The organism is uncultured Pseudoflavonifractor sp. (genome assembly GCA_904419835.1).
In the GTDB taxonomy this organism is placed as follows: domain Bacteria; phylum Bacillota; class Clostridia; order Oscillospirales; family Oscillospiraceae; genus Pseudoflavonifractor.
In genome coordinates this window covers 1-19701 of sequence record CAJFTA010000013.1, presented here as the reverse complement: position 1 = coordinate 19701, position 19701 = coordinate 1, and the positions used below count along the sequence as shown (strand labels likewise).

At 64.1% G+C, this 19701-nt stretch carries 22 protein-coding genes and 2 pseudogenes; 16 read left to right on the top strand and 8 right to left on the bottom strand.

From position 1 onward, the window contains the following. Window positions 1-95 precede the first annotated feature (95 nt). The 4 genes and pseudogenes from QZY67_RS03965 to QZY67_RS03950 all read left to right on the top strand — a co-directional run bounded on the left by QZY67_RS03965 (window position 96) and on the right by QZY67_RS03950 (window position 3015). Entirely contained in the window at window positions 96-1097 is a 1002-nt protein-coding gene (locus QZY67_RS03965; protein WP_295368667.1) for an O-acetyl-ADP-ribose deacetylase, read from the top strand. A gap of 3 nt (window positions 1098-1100) precedes the next feature. Continuing rightward, on the top strand, window positions 1101-1451 hold the full coding sequence (locus QZY67_RS03960; protein WP_294535640.1) for a DUF2200 domain-containing protein: 351 nt from the start codon (window positions 1101-1103) through the stop codon (window positions 1449-1451). 157 nt (window positions 1452-1608) lie between these two features. After that, window positions 1609-2251: pseudogene (locus QZY67_RS03955) on the top strand (CatB-related O-acetyltransferase). 89 nt (window positions 2252-2340) lie between these two features. Next, entirely contained in the window at window positions 2341-3015 is a 675-nt protein-coding gene (locus QZY67_RS03950) for a vWA domain-containing protein (protein WP_295368703.1), read from the top strand. A gap of 31 nt (window positions 3016-3046) precedes the next feature. Here the strand turns inward: QZY67_RS03950 and QZY67_RS03945 are convergent, their stop codons facing one another. The 6 genes from QZY67_RS03945 to QZY67_RS03920 all read right to left on the bottom strand — a co-directional run bounded on the left by QZY67_RS03945 (window position 3047) and on the right by QZY67_RS03920 (window position 6766). Next, window positions 3047-4345, bottom strand: a complete 1299-nt coding sequence (locus tag QZY67_RS03945; protein WP_295368702.1) for an MATE family Na+-driven efflux transporter — start codon at window positions 4343-4345, stop codon at window positions 3047-3049. 81 nt (window positions 4346-4426) lie between these two features. Beyond that, entirely contained in the window at window positions 4427-4741 is a 315-nt protein-coding gene (locus QZY67_RS03940; protein ID WP_295368666.1) for a TIGR04076 family protein, read from the bottom strand. Continuing rightward, window positions 4738-5148: a peptide deformylase gene (locus QZY67_RS03935; RefSeq protein WP_295368665.1), complete on the bottom strand. Its 411-nt coding sequence runs from the start codon at window positions 5146-5148 to the stop codon at window positions 4738-4740. Before QZY67_RS03935 ends, QZY67_RS03940 begins: the two co-directional genes overlap by 4 nt. Further along, entirely contained in the window at window positions 5145-5384 is a 240-nt protein-coding gene (locus tag QZY67_RS03930; protein WP_295368664.1) for a hypothetical protein, read from the bottom strand. Before QZY67_RS03930 ends, QZY67_RS03935 begins: the two co-directional genes overlap by 4 nt. Window positions 5385-5429: 45 nt before the next feature. After that, on the bottom strand, window positions 5430-5774 hold the full coding sequence (locus QZY67_RS03925; protein ID WP_295368663.1) for a TIGR04076 family protein: 345 nt from the start codon (window positions 5772-5774) through the stop codon (window positions 5430-5432). Between the two features lie 245 nt (window positions 5775-6019). Next, window positions 6020-6766 carry a hemolysin III family protein gene (locus tag QZY67_RS03920; protein WP_295368662.1) on the bottom strand — a complete coding sequence of 249 codons (747 nt, stop codon included), beginning with the start codon at window positions 6764-6766 and terminating at the stop codon, window positions 6020-6022. A gap of 341 nt (window positions 6767-7107) precedes the next feature. On the opposite strand from QZY67_RS03920, the gene QZY67_RS03915 reads away from it, so the two are divergent. Together QZY67_RS03915 and QZY67_RS03910 are read left to right on the top strand one after the other, a co-directional pair. Further along, entirely contained in the window at window positions 7108-9078 is a 1971-nt protein-coding gene (locus QZY67_RS03915; RefSeq protein WP_295368661.1) for a bifunctional UDP-sugar hydrolase/5'-nucleotidase, read from the top strand. Between the two features lie 27 nt (window positions 9079-9105). Further along, window positions 9106-9858 (top strand): class I SAM-dependent methyltransferase, encoded by a 753-nt coding sequence (locus tag QZY67_RS03910; RefSeq protein ID WP_295368660.1) that lies wholly within the window; start codon window positions 9106-9108, stop codon window positions 9856-9858. Window positions 9859-9908: 50 nt separating this feature from the next. On the opposite strand, the gene spoVAE is transcribed toward QZY67_RS03910, so the two are convergent. Further along, window positions 9909-10277: a stage V sporulation protein AE gene (spoVAE, locus tag QZY67_RS03905; protein ID WP_294535671.1), complete on the bottom strand. Its 369-nt coding sequence runs from the start codon at window positions 10275-10277 to the stop codon at window positions 9909-9911. A gap of 13 nt (window positions 10278-10290) precedes the next feature. Continuing rightward, a complete protein-coding gene (spoVAD, locus tag QZY67_RS03900; protein WP_295368659.1) occupies window positions 10291-11316 on the bottom strand; it encodes a stage V sporulation protein AD in 1026 nt (341 codons plus the stop codon). 156 nt (window positions 11317-11472) lie between these two features. Here spoVAD and QZY67_RS03895 point away from each other — a divergent pair, with 156 nt between their 5' ends. The 10 genes and pseudogenes from QZY67_RS03895 to QZY67_RS03855 all read left to right on the top strand — a co-directional run bounded on the left by QZY67_RS03895 (window position 11473) and on the right by QZY67_RS03855 (window position 19471). Continuing rightward, the gene (locus QZY67_RS03895) at window positions 11473-12087 is read left to right on the top strand and encodes a hypothetical protein (RefSeq protein WP_294535677.1); all 615 of its coding nucleotides are present in this window, start codon (window positions 11473-11475) and stop codon (window positions 12085-12087) included. A 76-nt stretch (window positions 12088-12163) separates the two neighbouring features. After that, window positions 12164-12901, top strand: a complete 738-nt coding sequence (locus QZY67_RS03890; RefSeq protein WP_295368658.1) for an acyl-ACP thioesterase domain-containing protein — start codon at window positions 12164-12166, stop codon at window positions 12899-12901. 160 nt (window positions 12902-13061) lie between these two features. After that, window positions 13062-14537 carry an IMP dehydrogenase gene (gene guaB / locus QZY67_RS03885; protein ID WP_295368657.1) on the top strand — a complete coding sequence of 492 codons (1476 nt, stop codon included), beginning with the start codon at window positions 13062-13064 and terminating at the stop codon, window positions 14535-14537. Between the two features lie 163 nt (window positions 14538-14700). Continuing rightward, window positions 14701-15492 carry a cell wall hydrolase gene (locus tag QZY67_RS03880; RefSeq protein WP_295368656.1) on the top strand — a complete coding sequence of 264 codons (792 nt, stop codon included), beginning with the start codon at window positions 14701-14703 and terminating at the stop codon, window positions 15490-15492. Between the two features lie 127 nt (window positions 15493-15619). After that, complete coding sequence (gene yfcE / locus QZY67_RS03875; protein ID WP_295368655.1) at window positions 15620-16162, top strand: phosphodiesterase; 543 nt, start codon at window positions 15620-15622, stop codon at window positions 16160-16162. Between the two features lie 121 nt (window positions 16163-16283). After that, window positions 16284-16784 carry a sigma-70 family RNA polymerase sigma factor gene (locus QZY67_RS03870; protein WP_295368654.1) on the top strand — a complete coding sequence of 167 codons (501 nt, stop codon included), beginning with the start codon at window positions 16284-16286 and terminating at the stop codon, window positions 16782-16784. Then, the gene (locus QZY67_RS03865; RefSeq protein WP_295368653.1) at window positions 16781-17710 is read left to right on the top strand and encodes a hypothetical protein; all 930 of its coding nucleotides are present in this window, start codon (window positions 16781-16783) and stop codon (window positions 17708-17710) included. Before QZY67_RS03870 ends, QZY67_RS03865 begins: the two co-directional genes overlap by 4 nt. Before the next feature lie 124 nt (window positions 17711-17834). Next, window positions 17835-18185, top strand: a complete 351-nt coding sequence (locus QZY67_RS03860; protein WP_295368652.1) for a sigma-70 family RNA polymerase sigma factor — start codon at window positions 17835-17837, stop codon at window positions 18183-18185. After that, window positions 18169-18483: pseudogene (locus QZY67_RS11930) on the top strand (hypothetical protein); the annotation flags it as partial. The gene QZY67_RS03860 and the pseudogene QZY67_RS11930, both read left to right, overlap by 17 nt. A gap of 52 nt (window positions 18484-18535) precedes the next feature. Further along, window positions 18536-19471 carry a hypothetical protein gene (locus QZY67_RS03855; RefSeq protein ID WP_295368651.1) on the top strand — a complete coding sequence of 312 codons (936 nt, stop codon included), beginning with the start codon at window positions 18536-18538 and terminating at the stop codon, window positions 19469-19471. The last annotated feature ends 230 nt before the right edge of the window (window positions 19472-19701 follow it).

Here is a 19701-nt window from a genome sequence, read left to right as displayed (position 1 = left end):
CGTCCGGCGCAGGAATAGGCATAATGCCGCATGGCAGAGGGGCGCGCTGCGCGTCCCTCTGCCATGCTTTCTTTGAGATATAAAGGAGGCGGCCCATGCCCCTGTACATTGTGCAAAACGACATCACCACCATGAGGGTGGACGCCATCGTCAACGCCGCCAAGGAGAGCCTGCTGGGCGGCGGAGGCGTGGACGGGGCCATCCACCGCGCCGCCGGGCCGGAGCTGCTGGAGGCGTGCCGCGCCCTGGGCGGCTGCAAGACGGGACAGGCCAAGCTGACAGAGGGCTACCGCCTGCCCGCCCGCTATGTGATCCACACGGTGGGTCCCGTCTGGCGGGGCGGCGGCCACGGCGAGCGGGCGCTTTTGGCCTCCGCCTACCGCGCCTCGCTGGAGCTGGCCCTTGCCAATCAGTGCGAGACGGTGGCCTTCCCGCTCATCTCCGCCGGGGCCTACGGCTACCCCAAGGACCAGGCCCTCAGGGTGGCGGCGGACACCATTGGGGACTTCCTGCTCTCCCACGATATGACCGTCTATCTGGTCATCTTCGACCGGGCGTCCTACACCATCGGCGGAACGCGCTTTGCCGACATCGCCGCCTACATCGATGGCCGCTATGCAGCGGAGCGCACCGACAGCCGGGGGGAGCGGCGCCGCCGGGCCCTGTCCTTCGCCTCCGCCCACACGGAGGCGGCTCCGGGGGCGCCCGCGCCCTGCGCCGCCCCTCCGGGGAGCCTGGACGAGGCCCTGAGCCGGCTGGACGAGAGCTTTTCCCAGATGCTGCTGCGGAAAATCGACGAGGCCGGCATCACCGACGCCCAGTGCTACAAAAAGGCCAACATCGACCGCAAGCTCTTCTCCAAAATCCGCTCGGACGTCCACTATAAGCCCTCCAAGCCCACCGCCATGGCCTTTGCCGTCGCCCTGGAGCTGCCGCTGGAGGAGGCCCGGGAGATGCTGGCGAAGGCGGGCTTCGCCTTCTCCCACGCCAGCAGGTTCGACATCATCGTGGAGTACTTCATCGCCCATGGGAACTACAACATCTTTGAGATCAACGAGGCTCTGTTCGCCTTCGACCAGAGCCTCCTGGGAGGTTGACACATGCCCCGTGCAGACGTAACGCAGATGCCCTTTGCCAAGCTCTACCCCCTGCTGGTGAGCAAGGCGGAGAAAAAGGGCCGCAGCAGGGAAGAGGTGGACCGGGTGACCGCCTGGCTCACCGGATACACGCCCGGGGACATCGCCCGGCTGGAGCAGTCCGAAATCAGCTACGGCGACTTTTTCCGCAGCGCCCCCGCCATGAACCCGAACCGGACGCTGATCACCGGCAAGGTGTGCGGCGTCCGGGTGGAGGAGATTGAGGACCCCCTGATGCGGGAGATCCGCTATCTGGACAAGCTGGTGGACGAGCTGGCCAAGGGCAGGGCCATGGAGCAGATTCTGAGAAAATAATCCTTTGACGGGCGTATCGCGCGGCCGCTGCAGGGAGGGGACCAGGATGAAAGAAATCAGGAAAAAACGGGCGGCTGCCACCATAGGATGCCGGAGAAAGGGTGTGATATGACATAAAATAGCGCATGGCGCTATGGAAAAAGAAAGGACGGCAGCAATGCATCAGATACCGGACCCCAACCAGGTCTTTCCCAACGAATATAAAACCTCCTGCTTTATCAAGAATGTGGTGAAGGCGCCCAATATCTCCATTGGCGACTACACCTACTACGACGACACGGCGGACCCCGCCGGCTTTGAAAAAACAATGTGCTGTTCAATTACCCGGAGTTTGGCGACCATCTCATCATCGGGAAATTCTGCGCCATCGCCTCCGGCACAAAGTTTATCATGGGGCCGGCCAACCACCGCATCAGCAGCGTCACGACCTACCCGTTTCATGTGTTCGGCGGAGCATGGCAGGAGAACACCCCGCCCCATCTGGACCAGCTCCCCCGAAAAGGCGACATCGTGGTCGGAAACGACGTCTGGATCGGGCGGGAGTCAAAATCGGCGACGGCGCCATCGTGGCCGCCTGCTCGGTGGTGGCCGGGGATATCCCGCCCTACACGGTGTTTGGAGGCAACCCGGCCAGGGTCATCAAGCGGCGCTTTGACGAAGGGCTGACCGGCCTGCTGCTGCAATTCCGCTGGTGGGATTTGGAGCCGGAGGCGCTGGTGGAGGTCCTGCCGCTGCTGTGCGACCCGGACCTGGAAAAGGTGGAGCGGGAGCTCAGGGCAAGGCTCGCAGAATCCAACTGAGTTTGTCGCCCGCCAGGCGACCAAACAAAAATGAAATCCCCCTATACTGTGCCTGTAAGACAGACAGCACAGGATAGGGGGATTTTATGATGAAAAAGAATCTGACCGAGCTGGTATTCATTCTCGACCGCAGCGGCTCCATGCAGGGGCTGGAGGGGGATACCATCGGCGGCTTCAACGCCATGCTGGACAAGCAGAAGAAGGAGCCCGGCGAGGCCCTTGTCTCCACCGTCCTCTTCGACGATCGGACCGAGGTGCTCCACGACCGGGTGAGGCTGGACCGGGTCAGGCCCATGACCGATGAGGACTACTATGTCCGGGGCCGCACCGCCCTGCTGGACGCCGTCGGCGGGGCCATCCGCCGCATCGGGGACATCCACAAGTACGCCCGGAGCGAGGACGTGCCGGAGCACACCCTCTTCGTCATCACCACCGACGGCATGGAGAACGCCAGCCGCCGCTGCTCCGCCCGGCAGGTCAGGGAGATGATCCGGCGGCAGAAGGAGCAGTACGGCTGGGAATTCCTCTTTCTGGGGGCCAACATCGACGCGGTGGAGACGGCGGGCCGCCTGGGCATCGCCCCCGACCGGGCGGTGAACTACCACTGCGACGGCGCGGGCACCCGGCTCAATTACGAGGTGGTGGGCGAGGCGGTGGCCGCCGTCCGGTGCAGCGCCCCCCTGGACGGGCACTGGAAGGACGCCATTGAGGAGGACTTCCGCAGGCGGAAGCGCGGACAGCGCCGAGCCGCTGACAGCCGGTGAAGCGGGCCGCCCTCTGACCTGCGCCGCGCCGTCACCGCCGGAGAGCCTCCTTTTTCAGCAGATGCAGGTAGGCAAACAGGGACACGGCCCCGTCAAACAAAAGCCCGAAGCCAAACAGCAGCGCGATTCCTGTCAGGGAAGGAGTCCACAGCCCGATACAGTAGAGGACAAACGCGCCGCCGTAATACAGCGTATTGCTGGCAATGGACTCAAACAGCATGTAATTGGTTTTTCCCAGCGCGTAGAAGGTGGCGTCAAACACATTCTGAAAGGCATAAACCATGTAAAAGCCCAGCAGAAGCAGGACGAGCCGGAACAGAGCGTCTGTGTCCGGGTAGCCCAGCACGCGGGCCATAAACGGCTTCCAAAAGGGAATGGAGCAGATCCAGACGGCGCATATCACGCCTGTAAGGGCGAAATATCCCCGCGAGCGGGTGCGGAGAGACGCCGGATCGGCTGCGATCTCCCGCTTGATCAGCTCCGCAAGCTGGGTCACCGGCAGCAGCAGCCATCCCCAGATGAAGTTGTTCGCCACCCAGTAGACGCCCTGCTCCCGGACCACATTCACCATGCGGACAATCATCAGCATATAGACAGCATTCCGCACAAAGGATTCCAGGCCGGAGATGCCCCCGACTTTGAAGAACTCCCGCATCCAGCCAAAGGAAAGCCTTGTCCCGGAGCACACCCGGACGCCCTCCCGGGCCAGCATCCGGAGCGACAGCGCGAACAGCAGGCCGTTGACAATGAGATTGGAATACCCGATTCCATTGACCCCCAGATGAAGGGAGAACGGAAGGGCTGAAATCAACAGGGTATCCAGCGCGAGGCTCAGAATCAGCCGGAACACCGTCAGAAGATACAGGTACTTCTCGCGGCCCAGCGTCACCAGCGCAACCAGTGTAAAAGAACCCAGCATTCCGAAAATGCTGGCAATGCTCTCCAGGCGGATGTAAGATACGGAAGCCTCCGTTATGCCGGGCTCTGCCGCCATCCAGCCCAGCAGCGGCCGCACCGTGACGCAGAGCGCCAGCGATATCGCCGTATAGGTGCAGGCAGTCACAAGCAGCCCGCTTCTCACCCGGTTGGAAAATGCATCCCGGTCCTTTACCGCCTGCCCCATGAAGAAAAACAGGGGAGGCAGCACCGCCTCCTGGACAACCTCATAGATCAGGTTGACCCAGCCAAGCTGCCCCGCGATGGAATAGGACCAGGGGTCCGGCATCTGCCCCAAAAAATGAATGCGGACGGCGGTATAAACCGCGGGACAGAGCCCCATGAACAGCAAGGAGGCATAGAGACGATAATCGATGGTACGCAAAGAGGACATCAGCTTCAACTGTGCAACACATCCTGTTCTGCGCCGGTTGTCCGGCGTGCATGCGCAAAGACGGCGGCCAGGCGCTCCGCCTCAGTCCGCGTCCTCGTCCAGGGTCTCCACCAGAAAGCTCACCGGGCGGAAGCCGTCGTTGCAGGAGAGCATGGCGGACCTGGGGTTTTTCATCCAGCCGTCGTAGAAGTTTTCTCCGCCGTGGCTCAGGGCCAGCACAAAGGGCGAGAGGGTATCCCAGGCGCTCTGGCAGAAGCCCTCCGGCTTCTCCCAGCCGTTGGCAATAAAGACCTGGCCCTCCTCCATGCCGCAGGCGTGGAGGAGGGGATTTTCATACCGGGCCATCAGGTCCTGGTACCGGGTGATGCGCATGACGGTAATTTTACATTTTTTCATATGATAATGCCCTCGCAGTGGTCAATCTCATGCTGGATGATCTGGGCCGTCCAGCCGGTGAAGGTCTTCAGCCGCACCTGGAACTGCTCGTTCTGCCAGCGCACCTTGACAGACCTCCACCGCCTGGCAGGGCGGGTGCCGGAGAGGGAGAGACACCCCTCCTCCGCGTCGTAGGGCCCGGATTTTTTGACAATCTCCGGGTTGAACATGACCGTATAGGTCCCCTCGTTGTCAAAGGCGATGATGCGCCTGTTCACGCCGATCATGTTGGCCGCCATGCCCACGCAGCCGTCCCTGTGGTGCTCCAGCGTCTCCAGCAGGTCGGCGGCAACGGGCAGGTCCTCCGGTCCGGCAGGCTCCGCCTTCCGGGCCAGAAAGGCCTCGTCCTTACAGATATCTCGAATCATACTCGCTTCTCCTTATGCGCTTGCATGGCCTGCGCAGCGCCGGCGCCCAGCTCCCGGGCAATCAGGTCGTCGGCGATGGTAAACGCCTGGATGCGCCGCTTTGCCAGCGTGATCTGGGACTTGTACCGGGCGGGATTCTCCCTGCCCTCCAGCGTCCTGACCGCCTCCCGCAGTTTGTGGAGCGTAGAACCTATCTGGCGCCTGGCCTCGGCCAGCTCTTCCCGGGTGTACTGCATGAGGGGCTCCTTTCTGTGAAGACGCTTCAAAGGCCGGGACGGTGGTCACCGGACCGGGGTGTAGTCGATTTGGGAGACCTCATCCGTGGCCTCCAGCTTGAAAATCACCGGCCGCAGGCCGTCAGTGCAGCTGCAGATGGCCACGCCGGGCCTGCGGATCCAGTCGCCGTAATAAAACAGCTCCTTCTCCGCCCCGTGGGCCAGGGCAAACACATACTGATAGATGGCCTTCCAGGCCTCGTCGCACAGCCCGTCGGGCTTTGCGTAGTCGGCGTGGAACACCTGGCCGGCTTTCAGCATGGGGCAGGCGGTCAGCCCCTCCACGCCGTACTCCGCGGCCAGCTCCTGATCCAGGGTGGTTTTCAGCACCGTGATTCTGACTCGTTTCATATGGATGCTCCTTTTTGTCCGATGTATGGGCTGCGCCTCAATCCAGCCCCCGCGCGCTCCGCCTTGTCCGGCTTGCTACAGGCATTATAGCACAGCGGCGCGGGGAATGCCATCGGCGGCGGGATGAATCAAAAAAACGCCTGGCACAGAAAAGCACCCCACTTGTTATTCGGTATACCATACCGTCTAACAAATGGGGTGCGGTTTCGTTCAGTACGCGGCGCATTTCGGCGCGGATGCAGGGCTCAGAGGAAGCAGATGACCCGGTACATCAGCAGGAAGTGGCAGACGCTGCCCAGCACAATAAAGACATGGAAGATCTCGTGGCAACCGAAGCGGGGGTTGTCGCGGCCGGGCCACTTCAGCGCGTAGGACACGCCGCCGATGGTGTAGAGCACGCCGCCGGCCAGCAGCCAGGACAGCCCGGCCCAGCCCACGGTCTGGTAGAGCGGGTAGACCGCCACAACGGCCATCCAGCCCATGGAGATATAGATGGCGGCGGTGAGCTGGCGGGGCATGTTAATCCAGCCCATGGTGAGGACAATTCCGGCCAGGGCCAGGACCCAGATGATGGAGAACAGGGCCCAGCCCCAGGCGCCCACGGTGCGGAGCACGGTGAGACAGACGGGCGTATAGCTGCCGGCAATCAGAAGATAGATGGACGCGTGGTCGAGCTTGCGCAGGGCGATGCGGCCCCGCACGCCGGTGCGCAGGCAGTGGTACAGGGTGCTGGCGGTATAGAGGCCAATCATGGACGCGCCGTAGATGGCGAAGGAGACGATGTGCCAGCCGTCCAGCCCAAGGGTGACGGAGCGGACCAGCAGCAACACGGTCCCCAGCACCGCCAGCGCGGCGCCGATGCCGTGGGTAATGGCGGACCAGGGGCGCAGGCCGTCATAGGGATTGCGGCCCTTTTCCTGGGGGCGGCGGCTGGCCCTGGCAGGGGAGACCCGGGGCGCGGAAAATTCGGGATAGGTCATAAGTTCATCCATAAGAAACCTCCATGCGCTGCTGCGCCTTTCCAAAAACGAGGTGCGCTCCGCCGCATGCTGCGGACAGGGGAACCGTGTACAGTGAAAGGCGGAGCGCGGACCGGTACAGGCAGCCTGACCGCCTTTCTCTGGTATAGTATAACACGGTTATTGCGTAATATCAATAGAAAAATCACATAATATAATTTTTAAAACCATATTAAAAAATATGGAAAAAAGAGGGGGGTGAATTGAGAAAAGTAACAGGATGGACAGAAAGGTTTGGTTGATTCGTGCAAATTTGACTTCCAATTTCATGCGAATTATGGCATAATGGGGGCATGACACTGGGAGGGAAGACCATGAAAAAGCGCGCGAGACAAATCCTTGTTCTGCTGATTACACTGGTGCTGGCGGCAGGGTGCCTGACGGCGCCCGCGTCAGCCCAGGAGGAAGAGGGAAAGGTGGCAACCATCCTCTTTACCCATGATATGCACTCCCACCTTCTGCCCGCCGAGAAGGAGGGGGGCGGGGAGTACGGAGGCTTTGCCCGGCTGATGACCGCCCTGGAGCAGGAGCGGGACGAGGCGGAGGCGTCGGGCTACGCCTGCATCACCGTGGACGGCGGGGATTTCTCCATGGGCACGCTGTTCCAGACCATCTACACCACCCAGGCCAGCGAGCTGCGCAGCCTGGGCGCCCTGGGGTATGACGCGGCCACCTTCGGCAACCACGAGTACGAGTACCGGGCGGACGGACTGGCAAAAATGCTTCGGGCCGCCGCCGAGAGCGGCGACCTCCTGCCCGCCCTGGTCCAGGCCAACTATGTGACGCCCAAGGACCCGGAGGCGGGCGCGGAGGTGGTGGAGGCCATGGCCGGCTGCGGCGTCACCGACTATGTGATAATCGAGCGGGACGGGGTGCGCTTTGCGGTGTTCGGCGTGATGGGAGAGGACGCGGATGCCTGCGCGCCCATGTCCGGCATGGAGTTTGAGCCGGTGATCCAGGCAGCCCAGCGGGTGGTGGATGAGATCAAGGCCAACGAGGCGTACGACTTTCTCATCTGCCTGTCCCACAGCGGTACCAACCCGGACCCCAAAAAGTCGGAGGACGAGCTGCTGGCCAAAAATGTGGACGGCATTGACTTCATCGTCTCCGGCCACACCCACTCCACCATGCTGGAGCCAAAAATCGTGAACAACACCGTGATCGGCTGCACGGGCGAGTACTGCACCAACCTGGGCAAGGTGACCATCAAAAAGGACGCCGAGGGCAACAACGCCGTCCTGGACTACGAGCTGATTCCCATCGATGAAAACGTGGCGGAGGACCCCCGGATTGCCGCCCAGGTGGCCGGCTACAAGGAGCTGGTGGAGACGGAGTACCTGTCCCAGTTCGGCATGACCTTTGACCAGGTGCTGGCGCACAGCCCCTTTGATTTCACGCCCATCTCCCAGTTCGCCCAGGAGCAGGAGGAGGACAGCCTGGGCAACCTGATTGCCGACGCCTATGCCTACGCAGTCCGGCAGGCGGAGGCGGGCACCAGCGCCGCCCCCATTACGGCGGCCTTTGTCAACTCGGGCGTGATCCGTTCCAGCTTTTCCCGGGGGGATATTACAGTCTCCGACGCCTTCAACGTCAGCTCCATCGGATCGGGGGCGGACGGTTCGCCGGGCTATCCGCTCATTGACGCATGGCTCACCGGCAAGGAGCTGAAGACCGTGCTGGAGCTGGACCCGTCGGTGGGGCCGCTCTTTTCGGGTGTGCAGCTCTACAGCTCCGGGGTGCGCTATACCTTTAACATGCACCGGATGCTCTTCAACCGGGTGACCGAGCCGGCCATCCTCAGCTCCGACGGGGGCACGGAGGCCATCGACGACAACAAGCTCTACCGGGTGGTGACCAACCTCTACTCCAGCCAGATGCTGGGCATGGTGACCGACCTGTCCTACGGCATCCTGAAGATTACCCCCAAAGACGAGAGGGGGAACCCCATCACCAACTATGAGGACCATATCATCCATCTGGAGGACGGCTCGGAGCTGAAGGAGTGGTACGCGGTGGCCACCTATCTGGCCTCCTTCCCGCCCGAGGACGGCGTGCCCCAGGTGCCCCAGCGGTATGCGGGGCCGGAGGGCCGCAAGGTGCGGGACGACAGCGTCAATCCCATCGCCCTGCTCCGCCAGCCCAACTGGATCACCCTGACCGTGCTGGGCGTGGTGCTGGCGCTGGCGGCGCTGGTGGTATTCATTGTCTGCCGGGTGGCGACCAGACGCCGCCGCCGCGCCCGCCGCTCCGGCGGCCGGAGGGGCTACCGGAGCTACCGGGGCTGAGAAAACAGGAGACCGGAGAAAGTTCAGATGAAAGAGAATCAATACGACGACAGCCATTTCTTTGCGCAGTACAGCCGCTTTCCCCGCTCGGCGGAGGGACTGAGCGCCGCCGGGGAGTGGCACGCGCTGAAGGCGCTGCTCCCTGATTTCCGGGGCAGGCGGGTGCTGGACCTGGGGTGCGGCTTCGGCTGGCACTGCCGGTACGCCGCCGAACAGGGCGCGGCAGAGGTGCTGGGCATTGACCTGTCGGAGAAGATGCTCTCCCAGGCCAAAGTGCGCAATCCCCATCCCGCCGTCACCTACCGCAGGGCGGCCATGGAGGACCTGGAGGACCTGGACCTGCCGGAGGCCTCCTTTGACGTGGTGCTCAGCTCCCTGGCGCTCCACTATGTGGAGGATCTGGACCAGGTGTGCCGGATGGTGTACCGCCTGCTGACGCCGGGCGGGGTCTTTGTGCTCTCCTGCGAGCACCCTGTCTTTACCGCCCGGGGGGACCAGGAGTGGTACCGGGACAGGGACGGAAGCATCCTCCACTGGCCTGTGGACCGCTACTTTGACGAGGGCGTCCGGACGGCCCATTTCCTGGGCTGCGACGTGACCAAGTACCACCGCACCCTGACCAGCGACGTGGGGGCCCTGCTGAAGGCGGGCTTTGCCCTCACGGATCTGGTGGAGCCCCGGCCCGACCCCAGGCTCATGGATGTGCCCGGCATGGCGGACGAGCTGCGCCGCCCCATGATGCTGATTCTCTCCGGACGGAAGCCGGAGGGACCGGCCTAAAACAGAGAACAGGAGGCTCCCGGACTGCCCAGGCGGTCCGGGAGCCTCTTTTACTCCTTGGGCTTGGGCCGGAAGATGAGGGCGGCGAGCCAGCTGAAGAAGATGGCGGCGGTAATGCCCCCCGCCGCGGCGGTGATGCCGCCGGTGAGGACGCCCAGCACCCCCTGCTCCTCCACCGCCTTGGCCACGCCCCTGGCCAGCAGGTAGCCGAAGCCGGTGAGGGGGACGGTGGCCCCCGCGCCGCCGAACTCCACCACGTATTTGTACAGCCCCAGGCCGCCCAGCACCACGCCGGAGACCACATAGGTCACCAGGATGCGGGCGGGGGTCAGCTTGGTCTTGTCGACGAGCAGCTGGCCGATGAGGCAGAACAGGCCGCCGCACAGAAAGGCCCGGCCGTATTCCCACAACATTTCCATAGCCATTCCTCCTTTATACCGTCTCGCAGCCCGGGGCCGCCAGGGCCACCGCGTGGCAGATGGCGGGGATGGACTCCCCCTGCTGGGTGGAGGTGGGGGAGAGAAGGGCCCCGGTGCCGCAGAAGAGGAGCCGCTTCCAGCGGCCCTTCTTCAGGCCGTCCATCAGATACCCGTTGAGCACCACGGCGGAGCAGCCGCACCCGGAACCGCCGCAGTGGACGTCCTGGCCCTCCAGGTCGTAGATCATGATGCCGCAGTCGGCCAGGTTGGACAGCTCCACCCCGTCCCGGCGGAACAGGTCCGCCACAATGTCCCGGCCCAGCCGGCCCAGGTCGCCGGTGAGAATCAGGTCGTAGCAGGAGGGCCTGCGCCCGGTGTCCTGGAGGTGGGCCTTGATGGTCTCGTAGGCGGCGGGGGCCATGGCTGCGCCCATGTTGTTGGCGTCCTTGATGCCCTTGTCCGCGATTTTGCCTGTGGTCACATGGGTCACCCGGGGGCCGTCCCCCTCCGCGGCCAGGATGGTGCAGCCCGAGCCGGTCACCGTCCACTGGGCGGTGGGGGTGCGCTGGCCGCCGTACTCCAGCGGCGTGCGGTACTGCCGCTCCGCCGAGCAGAAGTGGGAGGAGGTTAGGGCCGCCGCATGGGAGGCAAAGCCGCCGTCTATCATCAGCGCCGCCAGGGACAGGCTCTCCGCCATGGTGGAACAGGCGCCGTACAGCCCGTAGAAGGGGATGTCCTGCCCCCGCAGGGCAAAGCCGGTGCCAATGCACTGGTTGAGCAGGTCGCCGGCAAAGACATAGTCCAGAGCCTTGGCGGCCAGCCCCGCCTTGTTCAGCGCCATGGACAGGGCCAGCCGCTGCATGGCGCTCTCCGACTTTTCCCAGGTCTTTTCCCCAAAGCTGTCGTCCTGCTCGATGTGGTCGAAGGAGGCGGCCAGCGGGCCGTCCCCCTCCTTTTTGCCCACCACGCTGGCATAGCCCGCCACAGCGGGCGGGCGGGACAGCGCCACCGTCTGGGCGCCCAGACGCTTTATTTCCATACGCTCCACCTCGTTGTCTTCAGATGTGGGCTTAGTTTGAACAAAAAGGGAAGAAAATATAAGCGCGTATTTTGTGGGCGGATGTGCTGGTCAAACGGTGCGGTTTGCGGTATAATGCTGTTATCTGCCCGCAGCGGCAAAGTGAGGTATGATTTCATGGTACAAGAGAACAAACGGACGCTGGCCTACATCTGCCCGTCCTGTCATCAGAGCGTGATTGTAGAGCGCAGCGTCTTTCAGCTGGCCGCCTCGGTCAACGAGCTGCCCTGCCCCTGCGGCAAGTCAGCCCTCCGGGTGGAGATGATGGGGGACCGGGTGAAGCTGACCGTCCCCTGCCTGTTCTGCAGGACCGAGCACACCGTCACCTGCTCCGCCAAGGCCTTTCTCCACGAGAAGGCGCTGGCCTTTTCCTGCGCCGCGTCCGGCCTGGACTGCTGCTACGTGGGCGAGGAGGGGCCAGTGTTCGCCGCCGTGCGCCGCCTGGAGGAGGCGGTGGACAAGCTGGAGCATGACGCGGGGGAGAAGGGCGCCTTCCTGGACGAGCTGGTGATGCACGAGGTGCTCTCCGAGCTCAGGGACATCGCCGCCCGGGGCGGCATCTCCTGCGCCTGCGGCTCCAAACGGTGGAAGATGCAGGTCAATTACAGCTCCGTGGACCTGTTCTGTGCCGACTGCGGCGCGGCCATGCGCATCCCCGCCGCCACCGCCTCGGACATCGACGACATCTGCTGCAAGAACACCATTGTGATCCACAACGGAAATGGCCGCTGAGCCTGCCCTGCCGCAGGCGGGCGGGACCGCCGGGGCGCGCTCCGGAACTGGGTATACCGGGAAAGGAAGAACTGTCTTGAGCGTTTATTTTGAAAACACGTATCCCGTGGACTCCAGAGACGTGGACCCCTTTGACCAGTGCCGCCCCTCGGCCCTGCTGGGGATTCTTCAGGAGGCGGCCACCTCGGCGGCGGTGGAGCTCCATGTGTCCCGGGAGGAGATGATCGCGCGGTACAACGTGTTCTGGATGCTCTCGCGCATCTGGTACCGCCTGGACCGGCCCCTCCACTGGAGCGAACCGGTGACGGTGCGCACCTGGCACCGGGGCGGCCGCGGGGCGGCCATGTACCGGGACTTTGACCTCTTCGTCAGGGGCGAGCGCGTGGGGGAGGCGGTGTCCTCCTGGGTGCTGGCCGACCTGGACACCCACAAGCTGTTCCGGCTGAGCGGCGCGGAGGAGTTCGCGGGCACCGACGGCGGCGAGCTGTGCAAGGACAAGCGGCTCACCGGCCTGCGGATGCCCGGCGGCCTGGCCCTGGCCGAGCACCGCACCCTCCATTACAGCGACGCCGACATCAACGGCCACGTCAACAACGTCCGCTACGCCGACTTCGCCTGCGACGCCCTCCACCTGGAGCGGCTGGACGGCGGGCAGTATGTGTCCCAGCTCCAGCTGTGCTACCTGGCCGAGTGCCGCCCCGGCGAGGCCATCGACCTGTTCACCGGCCAGGCGGAGGGCAGGCATCTGGTCCAGGGTATGGGCGAAGAGGGCAAAATTCGCTTCGACGCGGCCCTCACTTTGGCCAACCTGTAAGAATGGGCGGACGGCCTCTTGACAAGACGGTTCATACGCCGTAAAATAGGAAAAATTTATTCGGATGGGACAGGTGTCCATTTGCTGTGCAGGACCTCGCGCACAGCGTTATCCCGTACGCCGAGTGAAAATTCACTGGAAAAGATAAAGGAGATGCGATATGGTCAATACCGATGAGCGACAGAAGTTTACCAAGCAGGGCCTGACCTTTGACGACGTGCTGCTGGTCCCCGCGGAGAGCGACGTGCTCCCCGCCGACATCGACCTGCACACCAATCTCACCAAGAAGATTCAGCTGAATATCCCTCTCATGAGCGCCGCCATGGATACCGTCACCGAGTACCGCATGGCCATTGCCATTGCCCGTGAGGGCGGCATCGGCATCATCCACAAGAACATGTCCATCGGCCAGCAGGCCGAGCAGGTGGACATGGTCAAGCGCAGCGAGAACGGCGTTATCACCAACCCCTTCTGGCTGGCCCCCGGCCACACTCTGGCCGAGGCCGACGAGCTGATGGCCAAGTACCGTATCTCCGGCGTGCCCATCTGCGACAACGGAAAGCTCATCGGCATCATCACCAACCGGGACATGAAGTTCGAGGTGGACATGTCCCAGCTCATCGACAACGTGATGACAAAGGACAACCTGGTCACCGCCAAGGAGGGCATCACTCTGGAGGAGGCCAAGGAGATCCTCCGCAAGCACAAGATTGAGAAGCTCCCCCTGGTGGACGACGAGTTCCGCCTCAAGGGCCTCATCACCATCAAGGACATCGAGAAGGCCACCGTGTATCCCAACTCCGCCCGGGACGCCAAGGGCCGCCTGCTGGTGGGCGCCGCCATCGGCGTGACCAGCGACGTGCTGGACCGGGTGGCCGCCCTGGTGGAGGCCGGCGCCGACGTGCTCTGCCTGGACTCCGCCCACGGCCACAGCCACAACATCATCGACTGCGTCAAGCGCATCAAGGCCCTGTACCCCGACGTGCAGCTCATCGCCGGCAACGTGGCCACCGCGGAGGGCACCCGCGCCCTCATCGAGGCTGGCGCCGACTGCGTGAAGATCGGTATCGGCCCCGGCTCCATCTGCACCACCCGCGTGGTGGCCGGTATCGGCGTGCCCCAGATTACCGCCGTGTACGACGCCGCCTGCGTGGCTGACAAGTACGGCATTCCCATCATCGCCGACGGCGGCGTGAAGTACTCCGGCGACATCGCCAAGGCCATCGCCGCCGGCGCCAGCGTGGTCATGCTGGGCTCCCTGCTGGCCGGCTGCGAGGAGTCCCCCGGGGACACCGAGGTCTACCAGGGCCGCCAGTTCAAGGTCTACCGGGGCATGGGCTCCCTGGGCGCCATGGCCAAGGGCTCCAAGGACCGCTACTTCCAGCAGAACAACAAGAAGCTGGTGCCCGAGGGCGTGGAGGGCCGCGTGCCCTACAAGGGCTCCACCTCCGACACCATCTATCAGATGATGGGCGGCCTGCGGGCCGGCATGGGCTACTGCGGCTGCGGCACCGTGGCCGATCTGCAGAAGAAGGCTCAGTTCATCCAGATCACCTCCGCGGGCCTCAGGGAGAGCCACCCCCACGACGTGTATATCACCAAGGAGGCGCCCAACTACACCATCAGCGCCCAGTAAACGCAGCGCAAAAGTACCCGCATCTGACTGGTGCGGGTACTTTTCTGTACTTTTCCAAGGGACGACAGGAAATGCCAAAGAAAACTCTTGCAATTTGGAAACAGATAGGTTACAATATGGTAACAAAAAGTTTCCGAACGGAAACGGCATGAGGAGTGGACACATGAAGAAGCGTTTTTCCTGCGCCTTACTCGGACTTGCACTGATGATTGGCCTCAGCGGTCATGCGCTGGCGGCAGACAATACCACCGCGGCCGTGGTGGTGGACGGCGTGGAGCAGACCAATTTCTGCGCCACACTGTACGGAGACACCACCTACACCTCCTTCTACGGCGTCACCCTGGCCCTCCGGCCCGACGCGGTCATCACCTGGGAGAACAACCAGCTGGTGGCCCGGGCGGATGACTTTACCATGTACGCCCGCATCGGCACCAACTTCCTGGTCATCAACGACCGGTACCTGTACATCCCCGACGGCGTGAAGGTGGACGACACCGGCGACACCCTGGTGCCCACCCGCGTGCTGGCCACCGCTCTGGGCGCTTCCATCGGCTGGGACGGCGCCGTGACCTACACCTCCGGCGGCACCCCGCTCTCCTCGGGCAGCACCTACTACGACGCCGCCACCGTGGACCTGCTGGCCCGGGTCATCACCCACGAGAGCGGCAACCAGCCTCTGGAGGGCAAGATCGCCGTGGGCAATGTGATCCTCAACCGGGTGGCCAACCCCTCCTTCCCCAATACGGTGGCGGAGGTCCTCAGCCAGCCCAACCAGTTCCCCGGCGCCACCGACTGCGTGGCCAACAGCGAGTCCATCCTGGCCGCCAAGCTCTGCCTGGAGGGCGCCATGGAGGCTCCCGGTGCCTACTGGTTCAACGGCGCCGGCATCTCCTGCTGGGCCTCCAACAACAAGAGCCATATCGTCACCATCGGCGGACATTCCTTCTACGGTTAACATCACGGCGGTCTCCCATCCGGGAGGCCGCTGTTTTTTGTGCTTGACTTTCCCTGCGGAACATGGTAGTTCTTTCACTGAACGACGAAACTGTACCCGGCGGACACGCCGGAGGAGGAGAACAGATATGAACCTGATGATTGCCTCGGATATCCACGGCTCCGCACGGTACTGCCGGGACCTGCTGGCCGCCTTTGACCGGGAGGGCGCCGACCGCCTGGTGCTGCTGGGAGACCTGCTGTACCACGGCCCCCGCAACGACCTGCCCGACGAGTACGCCCCCAAGGAGGTCATCGCCCTGCTGAACGAGCGCAAGAGCCGCCTGCTGTGCGTCCGGGGCAACTGCGAGGCCGAGGTGGACCAGATGGTGCTGGAATTCCCCGTGCTGGCTGACTACGCCATTCTCTGGGCGGGGGAGCGGATGATTTTCGCCACCCACGGACACCACCACAACAAAAACGCCATGCCGCCTCTTCAGCCCGGCGACATCCTGCTCCACGGCCACACCCACATCCCCGCCTGGGAGCCGGTGGGGGAGAACCTGTACCTGAACCCCGGCTCCGTGTCCATCCCCAAGGAGGGGAGCGAGAGAGGCTACATGACCTTTGACGGCAAGACCTTCCTGTGGAAGAATCTGTCCGGCCAGGTCTACCATACCCTCAGCCTGTAAACATCACAGTGAGCACACGTTCCCGGCAGAGCATTTTTTTCCAATGCTCTGCCGGGAACCTTTTGTATCCGCCGTGCATCTTATCAGTGTCCGGACAATGAAAACATGAGTAGGTGACACCATGGAGATGATCAAAGCCGTGCCCGCCGCCGGGGCGCGAGAGCGGTTTGCCGCCGCAGCCCAGGCCCACACCCGGTCCATGTACCGTGCGGCCCGGACCATCCTGGACAGCGACGCCGACGCCGAGGACGCGGTGTCCGAAGCGCTGCTGCGGGCCTGGCAGGCCTTCGGCAGGCTGAAAAGCGAGGAGGCGCTCAAGGGCTGGCTGCTGAAAATCACGGTCAACTGCGCCCGGGAGCAGCGGCGGAAGGGGGCCAGGGTGACCTATACCGACGATCTGGAGCCCCTGGCGGGCAGCGCGGAGGACAGACAGTACGACGGCCTGTGGGACGCGGTGCTGGCCCTGCCGGAGGACCAGCGGACGGCGGTGGTCCTGTTCTACTACGAGGATATGACGCTGGCCCAGATCGCTTCGGTGCTGGGCGTGGCCCAGGGGACGGTGAAGTCCCGGCTGTGCCGGGCCAGAGGCCGCCTGCGGGAGATGCTGAAGGAGGAGCTATGAACGAGTTTGATATGCGGATGAAGGAGCGTGCCCGGCGGGAGGACTGTCCCATCCCCGAGGGCTTCGACAGACGGATGGACGCGGCCCTGGAGCAGCTGCCCCAGACTGCGCCCAGAAGAGGCAGGCGGTTCTATCGCATCGTGGCCGCCGCTGCGGTGCTGTGCGTTCTGGCCACGGCGGCAGGTGCTGTGGGCGCGGCCCTGCGGCAGACCCGAGTCCACTTTTTCCAGGACGAGGAGGAGCTGCTGGCGGCCATGGAGGAGGACAAGAGCGGCGGCCTGAACGGCTATTACATTCCCCACGGCGGTCAGGACTTTGACCCGGATTCCCTGGCGAAAGAGAATGAGAAGATGTGGAACGACTACGCCGGAGGTACCATCACCGAGGAGCGGCAGGGCACGGAGGCTGACGGCTGGACCGACATGCGTGCTTGGGCGTTCACGAGTGGGGAGGTGCCCTATCAGGCGGAGCTGTACCGTGCGGAACGGCTGTCCGGGTTGGACGGCCTGCGGGACGGCCCCAGTCTGGACGTGAGCTGGCTGGAGGAGCACTATGACACAAGGCCCGGTACCTGCGTATACCACACCGAGAGCGACATGGAGACCGGCGAACTGACCTATGAGTCCTTTATCGGCGGATTTGAGGGCGAAGACGGAAAGTCCTTCAACGTGGAGTGCAGCTGGTTCTATCAGTATGAGATGGAGAAAGACCGGTATGAGGTGGCCGACGGTGTGCACTATGTGACAGCAGACGGCGTCACCGTGGCCATCACCACGTGGATCACGGCCAGCGGACAGCAGCGCTTCGACGCCAGCGTCTACTCCGGCCACATGGCGTGGTACATGCAGGGTGCCGGGCTGGAGCTGGAGGAAATCCAGACCCTGGCCGACCACATGGGACTGGCGGCCCTGTGCGAGTATGCCTGACAACGGCTCGTGTGAGCCTGCAGAATTCCGGGCGCAGCAATGCGCCCGGAATTTTTGCGCTGTCTGTAACAATCCGGGGAGATGCCGCGTGTAATAGGCAGAACGGAAGAAGGAGACGGTGAACATGCGGCGGGAGGAGGCGGCGCGGCTGGTGGAAGCCCACGGCCAGGCGGTGTACCGGCTGGCCTACGCCCGCACCGGCAGCCGGGAGGACGCTGAGGACATCACCCAGGAGACCTTTCTCCGGCTGGTGCGGGCGTCGCCCGCATTCCGGGACGAGGCCCACTGCCGGGCCTGGCTGCTCCACGTGGCCATGAACTGCGCACGGAGCCTGTTCCGCTTCTACTATGAGGAGCTGACCGTGGAGCAGATTGCGAAAATTCTGGGGCTGCGGGAGGGCGCGGTCCGCACCCGGCTGAGCCGGGCCAGAGGAATGCTGCGAGACATGCTGAAGGAGGATGAGGAGCATGCTTGAACGGGAATACCGCAGGGAGATGGACGCCGTGGCCCTGACGGCGGAGCAGAAGGAGAAGCTGGCGGACGTGATGACGGGGGCGGCAGGGGCGCCCCGGGCAGGCCGGGCGGGCAGGACCGCTCTGGTGGCTGCGGCGGTGTGCGCCGTGCTGGCGGTGTCGGCCCTGGCCTACGTCACCGGCGCGCTGAACTTTCTGAGGGGCAGGGAGGAGTATCAGTTCCTGGGCCAGGCGGACCTCTATGAGGAGTACGCCCGGCGCGCGGGCCTGTCCGCCCAGGCGGACAACGGGGACACCCTGACCATTGCGTACACGGCCATGGACGAGAATTTCTGCACCGTGTTCTACACCCTTGAGACGGCCGAACCCATGGAGGCCTGGTCCCGGCGGGCAGGACGGGCAGCAGTATCTGCTGGACGCCAACACCCTGGTGGGCATGGCCCGTCTGCCCCTGCTTCGGGCCGGGGCGCTGGAGACGGGGGAGACCGTCACGCTGAAGGCGGGGCCCTCCCTGGAGGCATGGGGGGGCGGCGACGGATGGACCGGCACGGACTGGGCGGAGGCGGAGCAGTGGAGCTTCCAACTGACGGCCCAGCCCATGGAGGGGCGCACCCACACCCTCCCCGCACCGGCGGCGCTGGGGGAGCGGCGGGTGGAGTCCCTGAGCGTCACCGTCTCCCCGCTGGGCGCGGTGCTGCGGGCCCGGGTGACGGTGCCCGGGGAGTACCGGGCGGAGCCCGGCCTGTGGGGCGGCCTGGGCTGGTTCGTGGCGCGGGATGAGGCGGGCAGGTACTACCCCTATGACATCCTGACCTCAGCGCCGTCGGAGGACGGCGCGGCCTGGGAGGAGGCCTATATTCTCTACGGCCTGGAGAACGCGGAGACCTTGGAGATTCTCCCGGCGGAGCGGGAGGGCGAGTTTGCCGACGTGGGCCTGGAGGACCTGCCCTGGCAGGGACAGGGGGCCTACACCTTTGCGTCCTTCGACCTGGCGGAGGGGCAGATGACCCTCCGGCTGGAGCCGGACGGCCCGGTGGGCAGCACCGGCTACTGCGGCAATGTGACCTATTTTCTGGACGATGAGGGCGAGAAGCTGTTCTACGGCGACGGAGCCCCCGACATCTACCAGAACCGCTACACCGACTGGCGGGACGGCAGCGTCACCGTCACCTGGTCCCTGGATGAGGCCGGGCAGGCCCAGGCGGAGCGGCTGGCCGGACTGACGCTGTACGCGGAGACCTATGTGCCGCAGGAGGGGACAGGTATCCGGCTCACACTGACAGAGTGAAGAAAAACGGCGGGACGCGCACGGCGGATATCCGCCGTGCGCGCTCAGACTGTCAAAAAAAACCTTTTGCATTTTTGACAGTATTCAAAAATGCCGTTGCTTTTGCGCCGCTGCGCGGCGAAAAAGTCCGCGCTCCGCGCGCCGGAAGCCTTACACGGCAAGGCTTCCGGGGCATTCGATTCCACGCGAGGCGGGCGGCTGCCCCCTCGCGCTCCCCCGCCCCAGTTCAG

Excerpts from the sequence above, each read along its gene's own strand:
- QZY67_RS03925 (WP_295368663.1), bottom strand. The coding sequence starts at position 5,774 with ATGAAACGAGTCAGAATCACGGTGCTGAAAACCACCCTGGATCAGGAG.
- QZY67_RS03950 (WP_295368703.1), top strand. The coding sequence starts at position 2,341 with ATGAAAAAGAATCTGACCGAGCTGGTATTCATTCTCGACCGCAGCGGC.
- QZY67_RS03880 (WP_295368656.1), top strand. The coding sequence starts at position 14,701 with ATGAAGAAGCGTTTTTCCTGCGCCTTACTCGGACTTGCACTGATGATT.
- QZY67_RS03870 (WP_295368654.1), top strand. The coding sequence starts at position 16,284 with ATGGAGATGATCAAAGCCGTGCCCGCCGCCGGGGCGCGAGAGCGGTTT.
- spoVAD (WP_295368659.1), bottom strand. The coding sequence starts at position 11,316 with ATGGAAATAAAGCGTCTGGGCGCCCAGACGGTGGCGCTGTCCCGCCCG.
- QZY67_RS03915 (WP_295368661.1), top strand. The coding sequence starts at position 7,108 with ATGAAAAAGCGCGCGAGACAAATCCTTGTTCTGCTGATTACACTGGTG.
- QZY67_RS03945 (WP_295368702.1), bottom strand. The coding sequence starts at position 4,345 with ATGTCCTCTTTGCGTACCATCGATTATCGTCTCTATGCCTCCTTGCTG.
- QZY67_RS03935 (WP_295368665.1), bottom strand. The coding sequence starts at position 5,148 with ATGATTCGAGATATCTGTAAGGACGAGGCCTTTCTGGCCCGGAAGGCG.
- QZY67_RS03940 (WP_295368666.1), bottom strand. The coding sequence starts at position 4,741 with ATGAAAAAATGTAAAATTACCGTCATGCGCATCACCCGGTACCAGGAC.
- QZY67_RS03860 (WP_295368652.1), top strand. The coding sequence starts at position 17,835 with ATGCGGCGGGAGGAGGCGGCGCGGCTGGTGGAAGCCCACGGCCAGGCG.
- guaB (WP_295368657.1), top strand. The coding sequence starts at position 13,062 with ATGGTCAATACCGATGAGCGACAGAAGTTTACCAAGCAGGGCCTGACC.
- QZY67_RS03960 (WP_294535640.1), top strand. The coding sequence starts at position 1,101 with ATGCCCCGTGCAGACGTAACGCAGATGCCCTTTGCCAAGCTCTACCCC.
- QZY67_RS03895 (WP_294535677.1), top strand. The coding sequence starts at position 11,473 with ATGGTACAAGAGAACAAACGGACGCTGGCCTACATCTGCCCGTCCTGT.
- spoVAE (WP_294535671.1), bottom strand. The coding sequence starts at position 10,277 with ATGGAAATGTTGTGGGAATACGGCCGGGCCTTTCTGTGCGGCGGCCTG.
- QZY67_RS03920 (WP_295368662.1), bottom strand. The coding sequence starts at position 6,766 with ATGGATGAACTTATGACCTATCCCGAATTTTCCGCGCCCCGGGTCTCC.
- yfcE (WP_295368655.1), top strand. The coding sequence starts at position 15,620 with ATGAACCTGATGATTGCCTCGGATATCCACGGCTCCGCACGGTACTGC.
- QZY67_RS03965 (WP_295368667.1), top strand. The coding sequence starts at position 96 with ATGCCCCTGTACATTGTGCAAAACGACATCACCACCATGAGGGTGGAC.
- QZY67_RS03910 (WP_295368660.1), top strand. The coding sequence starts at position 9,106 with ATGAAAGAGAATCAATACGACGACAGCCATTTCTTTGCGCAGTACAGC.
- QZY67_RS03930 (WP_295368664.1), bottom strand. The coding sequence starts at position 5,384 with ATGCAGTACACCCGGGAAGAGCTGGCCGAGGCCAGGCGCCAGATAGGT.
- QZY67_RS03865 (WP_295368653.1), top strand. The coding sequence starts at position 16,781 with ATGAACGAGTTTGATATGCGGATGAAGGAGCGTGCCCGGCGGGAGGAC.